General features: G+C 71.2%; 1 protein-coding gene. It reads left to right on the forward strand.

What is annotated here, in order from left to right; all coding sequences use genetic code 11:
- The coding region (locus FS767_RS22635) for a dihydrofolate reductase family protein (RefSeq protein WP_178102791.1) at positions 1-208 on the forward strand (208 nt) is incomplete at its 5' end.
- Positions 209-236 lie beyond the last annotated feature (28 nt).

Raw genomic sequence — 236 nt, forward strand, 5'->3', positions numbered from 1 at the left:
ACCGCGTCTGGCCGGTGCCTTCGCCCAGGCCGGACTGGTCGATGAATATCACCTGTTCCTGGCGCCCAAGTTCCTCGGTTCCAGCGCCCGGCCGTTGCTGGACTGGCCGCTGGAGCACCTGGCCCAGGCGCCGCAGCTGGAAATCCTCAGTGCCACGCCGGTGGGCGCGGACCTGCACCTGATCGCCCGACCGGCCAGGGACACCTGACGCCCCTGGCCCCGCGGCGGCGAACTGT

This window comes from Pseudomonas sp. DE0010, assembly GCF_007680745.1.
Classification (GTDB): Bacteria; Pseudomonadota; Gammaproteobacteria; order Pseudomonadales; family Pseudomonadaceae; genus Aquipseudomonas; species Aquipseudomonas parafulva_B.